The 7,080-nt window shown below is 60.7% G+C and carries 5 protein-coding genes and 1 other RNA gene; 5 read left to right on the top strand and 1 reads right to left on the bottom strand.

Annotated elements, in window-relative coordinates; translation table 11 throughout:
* Positions 1-61 precede the first annotated feature (61 nt).
* Positions 62-2,692 carry a DNA gyrase subunit A gene (gene gyrA / locus F6X37_RS19395; RefSeq protein ID WP_187612429.1) on the bottom strand — a complete coding sequence of 877 codons (2,631 nt, stop codon included), beginning with the start codon at positions 2,690-2,692 and terminating at the stop codon, positions 62-64.
* A 475-nt stretch (positions 2,693-3,167) separates the two neighbouring features.
* On the opposite strand from gyrA, the gene ompA reads away from it, so the two are divergent.
* From ompA to F6X37_RS19420, 5 genes are all read left to right on the top strand, one after another.
* Positions 3,168-3,815: an outer membrane protein OmpA gene (gene ompA, locus F6X37_RS19400; RefSeq protein ID WP_090801331.1), complete on the top strand. Its 648-nt coding sequence runs from the start codon at positions 3,168-3,170 to the stop codon at positions 3,813-3,815.
* A gap of 237 nt (positions 3,816-4,052) precedes the next feature.
* Complete coding sequence (gene ubiG / locus F6X37_RS19405; RefSeq protein WP_187612430.1) at positions 4,053-4,751, top strand: bifunctional 2-polyprenyl-6-hydroxyphenol methylase/3-demethylubiquinol 3-O-methyltransferase UbiG; 699 nt, start codon at positions 4,053-4,055, stop codon at positions 4,749-4,751.
* Positions 4,752-4,792: 41 nt separating this feature from the next.
* Entirely contained in the window at positions 4,793-5,506 is a 714-nt protein-coding gene (gph, locus tag F6X37_RS19410) for a phosphoglycolate phosphatase (protein ID WP_090801335.1), read from the top strand.
* Positions 5,507-5,650: 144 nt separating this feature from the next.
* Positions 5,651-6,020: a transfer-messenger RNA gene (gene ssrA, locus F6X37_RS19415) on the top strand.
* Positions 6,021-6,249: 229 nt separating this feature from the next.
* Positions 6,250-6,996: a hypothetical protein gene (locus F6X37_RS19420; protein WP_187612431.1), complete on the top strand. Its 747-nt coding sequence runs from the start codon at positions 6,250-6,252 to the stop codon at positions 6,994-6,996.
* The last annotated feature ends 84 nt before the right edge of the window (positions 6,997-7,080 follow it).

Genomic DNA, 7,080 nt, shown 5'->3' on the forward strand with positions numbered 1-7,080 from the left:
ACGCGGTGACCCGCAGCGTAGCTTCAACGTATTAACTGAGACTGAAAGCCGCTGGCACGGATCAAGCCGCGCCGCCGCCCTCACCGCCGTTATCACCTTCAGCGGAGCCGTCGGAATCGCTTTCCGACTCGCCCTCGGCCTCCGCTACCTGTTGCAGACCGGACAGCTTGGTCCCTTCGTCAAGGCTGATGAGTGTAACACCTTGCGTTGCGCGTCCCATTTCGCGAATTTCCGACACGCGCGTGCGAATCAGCACGCCCGTCGTGGTAATCAGCATGATCTGCGCTTCCGGGTCCACCAGCGTCGCGGCAACGACCTTGCCGTTACGCTCCGACGTCTGGATTGCGATCATGCCCTTCGTGCCGCGGCCGTGACGCGTGTACTCGGTGATTGGGGTGCGCTTGCCGTAGCCGTTCTCGGTTGCGGTGAGCACCGACTGCTGCTCGTCGTCGGCCACCAGCAACGCGATCACGTTCTGGCCGTCCTCGAGTTGCATGCCGCGCACGCCGCGCGCCTCGCGGCCCATCGGACGCACGTCGTTTTCGTCGAAGCGCACTGCCTTGCCCGAATCCGAGAACAGCATCACGTCGTGCTGGCCGTCGGTGATCGCGGCGCCGATCAGGTAATCGCCCTCATCGAGACCGACCGCAATAATACCCTTGCGCAGCGGCCGGCTAAATGCTTCCAGCGGCGTCTTTTTTACCGTTCCCAACGCGGTCGCCATGAACACGAACTTGTCGGCCGAGAACTCCTTGACCGGCAGCACGACCGTGATCTTTTCGCCTTCTTGCAGCGGGAACATATTGACGATCGGCCGGCCGCGCGAATTGCGCGAACCCTGCGGCACTTCGTAGACCTTGACCCAGTACACACGGCCGCGGTTCGAGAAGCACAGGATGTGGTCGTGCGTATTGGCAATGAACAGCGTGTCGATCCAATCGTCTTCCTTCATGGAAGTGGCCTGCTTGCCACGACCACCGCGCTTCTGGGCTCGATATTCGGACAACGGTTGCGATTTCACGTAGCCCGCGTGCGACATCGTCACGACCATTTCCTGCGGCGTGATCAGGTCTTCGGTGTTCAGCTCGGTCGCGTTCAACTCGATCTTCGAGCGACGCGCATCGCCGAATTCGGCCTTGATGGACGTGAGTTCGTCGACGATGATCGCCGAAATGCGTTCCGGGCGAGCCAGAATGTCCAGCAGGTCAGCGATCTGCGCCATCACGTCGCGGTATTCGCCGATGATCTTGTCTTGCTCGAGACCGGTCAGTCGCTGCAGGCGCATCTGCAGGATTTCCTGCGCCTGCGTATCGGACAGACGGTAAAGGCCGTCGGTCTGCATGCCGAACGACGGGTTCAGTCCCTCCGGACGATAAGCTTCGCGACCGCCCGCCGACGCGTTTTCCGACTCGGCGCGTGACAGCATTTCGCGCACGAGCGACGAATCCCACGCGCGCGACATCAGCTCCTGCTTGGCGATCGGCGGTGTCGGCGCGGCCTTGATGAGCGCGATGAATTCGTCGATGTTCGCGAGCGCAACCGCGAGACCTTCGAGCACGTGACCACGTTCGCGCGCCTTGCGCAGTTCGTAGACGGTGCGCCGCGTCAGCACTTCCCGGCGATGCGACAGGAAGCACGTCAGCATTTCCTTCAGATTCAGGAGCTTCGGCTGGCCGTCGACGAGCGCGACCATGTTCATACCGAACGTGTCCTGAAGCTGGGTCGCCTTGTACAGATTGTTCAGCACGACCTCGGGCACTTCGCCGCGCTTCAGCTCGATCACGACGCGCATCCCGCTCTTGTCGGATTCGTCGCGGATGTCGGAAATGCCTTCGAGCTTCTTCTCGTTGACGAGCTCGGCGATGCGCTCGAGCAGCGAGCGCTTGTTCACCTGATAGGGCAGCTCGTCGACAATGATCGCCATGCGCTGGCCACGGTCGATTTCCTCGAAGTGCGTCAGCGCGCGCATCACGACGCGGCCGCGGCCGGTGCGATAGCCGTCGCGCACGCCGGCCACGCCGTAGATGATGCCGGCGGTCGGGAAGTCGGGCGCGGGGACGATCTCGATCAGCTCGTCGATCGTCGCTTCCGGGTTCTTCAGCAGATGCTGACACGCGTCGACGACTTCATTGAGGTTGTGCGGCGGGATATTGGTCGCCATGCCGACCGCGATGCCGGACGAGCCATTGATCAGCAGATTAGGGATGCGCGCGGGCAGGATGGCCGGCTCGTTCTCGCTGCCGTCGTAGTTCGGCGCGAAGTCGACCGTTTCCTTGTCGATGTCGGCCAGCAGTTCGTGGCCGATCTTCGCCATGCGGATTTCGGTGTAACGCATCGCCGCGGCATTGTCGCCGTCGACGGAACCGAAGTTCCCCTGGCCGTCGACGAGCATGTAGCGCAGCGAGAAGTCCTGCGCCATCCGTACGATCGTGTCGTAGACAGCGGTGTCGCCGTGCGGATGGTATTTACCGATGACGTCGCCGACGATACGCGCCGACTTCTTGTAGGCGCGGTTCCAGTCGTTGTTCAGCTCATGCATCGCGAACAGCACGCGCCGGTGCACCGGCTTCAGGCCATCGCGGACATCGGGAAGCGCTCGCCCTACGATCACGCTCATCGCGTAATCGAGATACGAACGGCGCATTTCCTCCTCAAGGGAGATTGGCAGAGTCTCTTTGGCGAATTGATCCATTATCCGTATCTTTTACGTGCGAAGGCGGGGTTTCGCCGCTTCTTCGCGTAAGCATTGCAGGCGCAACGCATCACGCGATTCTAACATGCCACGAATCCACGCCCGACGAAGGTACGTATACATATTAGAGGGGCACCCGCCAACACCTCGCCGATCGCACAATTTCAGTCTCGTCAGGCTCGATTCCTGCGTGGGACCAATCCGCCGCTCAGCCAGAGCCGGCGGACCGCTCAGACGAAAACATTTGTTGCGCATGCACCACAATTGGAGGGGGATTTGATCGGGGGCGGATTTTTTTTTCGTCGGAAGGGAACGATATGGCAAAATGCCAACGCACAAAGAGTCAGACACTGCTCGAAGTCTACACAAACGGTTTTTGTTCCGCACCAATGTTATACTTCGAGCAATGTATGACTGGTCTTCGTCAACAGGCTCGCAGTAAACCTGCGGTAATCTCAATTTCGAGAGGAGAAATATGAATAAACTTTCAAAGCTCGCGTTCATTGCAGCTACCGCAGTTATGGCTGCATCCGCCATGGCGCAGTCGGTGCCGGCGTCGCGACAAGCTACCAACGACAACTGGGTGAATGGTACTGGCGAATACGTGTGGATGAACGGCACGAACGAGCTTTGCTGGCGCGATGCATTCTGGACGCCCGCAACGGCTAACGCCAAGTGCGACGGCGCTCTGGTTGCTCAGGCTCCGACCCCGCCGGCACCGGTCCCTCCGCCTCCGGCTATCTCCAGCGAAAAGATTACGTATCAAGCTGATGCGCTGTTCGACTTCGACAAGGCAATCCTGAAGCCGGCCGGCAAGGAACGTCTGAGCGAACTGGCATCGAAGATCCAGGGCATCAACCTCGAAGTCGTCGTCGCTACGGGCCACACCGACCGTATCGGTTCCGTCGCCTACAACGACCGTCTGTCGCTGCGTCGTGCTCAAGCTGTGAAGGCCTTCCTGGTCAGCAAGGGCGTCGAAGCCAACCGTATCTACACGGAAGGCAAGGGTCCGCGCAACCCGGTTACCACCGGTTGCAACCAGAAGAACCGCAAGCAACTCATCGCCTGCCTCGCACCGGACCGCCGCGTGGAAGTCGAAGTTGTCGGTACGCCGAAGCAGTAAGCTGGAAAATTACCGCAGTATCGAAAGCCCCGCTTCGGCGGGGCTTTTTTTTTATGCGCGGGTACCGCGGCCTGGCGTGATGCGCGACGCAGGAGGGTCCCGCTCAGCTACCAGCGGTTCGCAGCTTGCATCAGCGCCCGCTACCCGACGCGCTTTTGCCGCTCTTTCTCTCGCCCTATATACTCAGGGTTTATCCTCGAGCGTCCGCTCACCGCTTTCATCGAGGCAGCCTTCACCATGACCAACGCCGATCCTCACGAACTACAGAAATTCAGCGACCTCGCGCATCGTTGGTGGGACCCGAACGCCGAATTCAAGCCGCTGCACGAACTGAATCCGATTCGTCTAAGCTGGATCGACACCCACGCCCATCTCGCCGGCAAAAATGTGCTCGATATCGGCTGCGGCGGCGGCATCCTGTCGGAATCGATGGCAGGTTTGGGCGCTCATGTGAAGGGCATCGATCTGTCGACGCAGGCACTCGGTGTCGCCGATCTTCACAGTCTTGAAAGCGGTGTAACCGTCGATTACGAAGAAATCGCGGCTGAGGCGCTGGCCGCACGCGAACCGGGCACTTATGACGTGGTCACCTGCATGGAAATGCTCGAGCACGTGCCCAGGCCGGCCGCGATCGTCGAGGCCTGCAAGAATCTCGTGAAGCCGGGCGGCTGGGTGTTTTTCTCCACGCTGAACCGCAATGTCAAGTCGTATCTGTTCGCGGTGATCGGCGCCGAATACATCGCGCGAATGCTGCCGATGGGCACGCACGACTACGCGCGCTTCATCCGCCCGTCGGAGCTCGCCGGCTTCGTGCGCGCCGCCGAGCTGCGCACGGCGGACATCAAGGGCATCGTGTACAACCCGCTCAGCAAGCTTTTCGCGCTGTCGTCCGACACGAGCGTCAACTATATGCTCGCCTGTCGCCGCGACGCCTGAATTGCCCGAACCGCCCCGATCCGCCGTATCCAAAACGAACAATGAGCGACCCGACTCCCCTGCCGCAACGCGAAGACAACGACGACACGCTCGGCTTTTGCCTCGCCGTGCTTTTCGACCTCGACGGCACGCTTGCCGACACGGCGCCCGACCTCGCGGCCGCCGTCAACAAGATGCGCCACGACCGGGGGCTCAAGATGGTGCCGCTCGAGAAGCTGCGCCCGCTGGCATCAGCCGGAGCGCGCGGACTGATCTGCGGGGCGTTCGGCATCGGGCCGGATCATCACGAATTCGCATCGATGCGCGAGGAGTTTCTCGCGAACTATGAAGCAGATCTGTGCATCGAGACGACGCTCTTTCCGGGTATCGCGGAAGTGCTCGACGAACTCGACGCGCGCGGCGTGCGCTGGGGCATCGTCACGAACAAGGTCGCGCGGCTTACCGAGCCGCTCGTCGCGCAACTCGGGCTCGAGGAGCGCGCCGGCTGCGTGGTGAGCGGCGACACGACCCCGCATTCGAAGCCGCACCCCGCGCCGTTGCTGCACGCGGCGCGTGAGCTGGACATCGCGCCGGAGCGCGTCGTCTATATCGGCGACGATCTGCGCGACGTGCAGGCCGGTTTTGCCGCCGGCATGAAGACCGTCGCCGCGGCGTACGGCTATTGCGGCAACGACATTCCGCCGACACGGTGGCACGCGCAACACGTCGTAGAATCGACGGCCGAGTTGCAAACCCTGCTGCGCGACATCGGCTGACAAAGTCAGACAGATCGGCTGAAGGTCCCGTCCCGCACTCTTGTTAACCATGTTGCACCATTCAGCGGCCACCAAAGACGCACGACGCGGCCCTCGATCTATTGTAAAATCTCCTTTGGCTCACATATGTGAGCAACGAACCGCGGGGGCGACCTGGTTTCGACAGGGGTTGCGAAGCGGCTAGGGCATGTCGAGGACCCGTCACCTCGTTAATCAATGGGAAAAACGTAACTGCAAACGACGATACGTTCGCACTGGCAGCCTAAGGGCCGCCGTCCTCTGCCTAGTTCACTGACGGGCTAGTGTCGCAAGACCGGTAGCAATACCGACAGAGGTCATATACGTCAGTTAAGCCTTGGCGGCGTCACGACGTCCGGGTCGAAAATTTAGTGAATCGCCGTAGCGCAGCGTGTTCGTCCGCGTCGCTGCGGTTAAATCAAAAGACAGAACTAAACATGTAGAACTGGTCGTAGAGGACTTCTGGACGCGGGTTCGATTCCCGCCGCCTCCACCATTTATCGAAACGAAACCCCGTAAGTTCAATGACTTACGGGGTTTTTGTTTTTTCGGTCCATCATTTGGCCCATCGCCAGGCACAAACTCACGCACTTCCCCTATTCTGCGAGGCTTCGCGTTTCTGTCCGATTGCCGTCGCAGTCCGCTAGAATCCGGCGATGCCTAGTGCACCCAGGTTTCGCCTGATGCAACGTTGCGAGCGCTACGGCGAATCTTCGGGAGGCAATGTGAACGACCCGTTTTCGCATAAGGAGATTCATCCGCTTTGGAGTCTGGTCGATCCGCTCAGCGTCGAGGATGCTGCGGCGTTGATCGCCGGGTTTGACCCGAACTCAGTTGATGGGACCCGGCAGTTCTTCAGGAACCGCGAAACCAACCTGACCGACAGTGACGGCATCACATGGGTACATACGGCGCAAACCGCACTTGCGAATGCTGTCATCGCGAAGCAACTGAACGCGACGATACGCCGTTCAGCCTGGGAACGGGGATGGGACGAAGAGCCAGAGGACGGTGAACGTTTCGCAAAGGATGTCACCATACGGGCCGACGATGCGGCAGAAGCGTGGGAAGTCGAGCCATATTCGGCGAAGGCTCGCGGGATCATCTATCGCGTTGCTCCGGACTGGTCGTTGACGACCGTCACTGTCGAAGACGTTCGCAAGTGGCTCGCGTCGCGCGGCGTGAGAGCGGGCTTCTTCTTCCCCGAGGCGACGGATGCGCCAGACTACCTGAATCCCAAAGACGCACGGTACGCGCCACGGCTTGCTGCTGCCGTGACTGCCTGGCTGGCTGTCACGCAGAGCAGCGGCAAGAGCGTGAAGGACGCCATCAAGAAGTGGCTGCGCGAGCATGCTGCGGAGTTTGGCCTCACCAACGAGGATGGCAACCCGAATGAGACCGGCATCGAGGAAGTCGCCAAAGTTGCAAACTGGCAACCGGCAGGCGGCGCGCCGAAGACTCCCGGCCAATAACCTACCCACCGCCTGAAGCCCTGCTACTGCTAGGTTTTGGGCATATCGCACGCTCAAACCTACCCGCCCCTTCGACAAGAACCC

The organism is Paraburkholderia sp. 31.1, assembly GCF_014397645.1.
Classification (GTDB): Bacteria; Pseudomonadota; Gammaproteobacteria; order Burkholderiales; family Burkholderiaceae; genus Paraburkholderia; species Paraburkholderia tuberum.

Coding starts and splice junctions, on each gene's coding strand:
- gyrA (WP_187612429.1), bottom strand. CDS start 2,692: ATGGATCAATTCGCCAAAGAGACTCTGCCAATCTCCCTTGAGGAGGAA.
- ompA (WP_090801331.1), top strand. CDS start 3,168: ATGAATAAACTTTCAAAGCTCGCGTTCATTGCAGCTACCGCAGTTATG.
- ubiG (WP_187612430.1), top strand. CDS start 4,053: ATGACCAACGCCGATCCTCACGAACTACAGAAATTCAGCGACCTCGCG.
- gph (WP_090801335.1), top strand. CDS start 4,793: ATGAGCGACCCGACTCCCCTGCCGCAACGCGAAGACAACGACGACACG.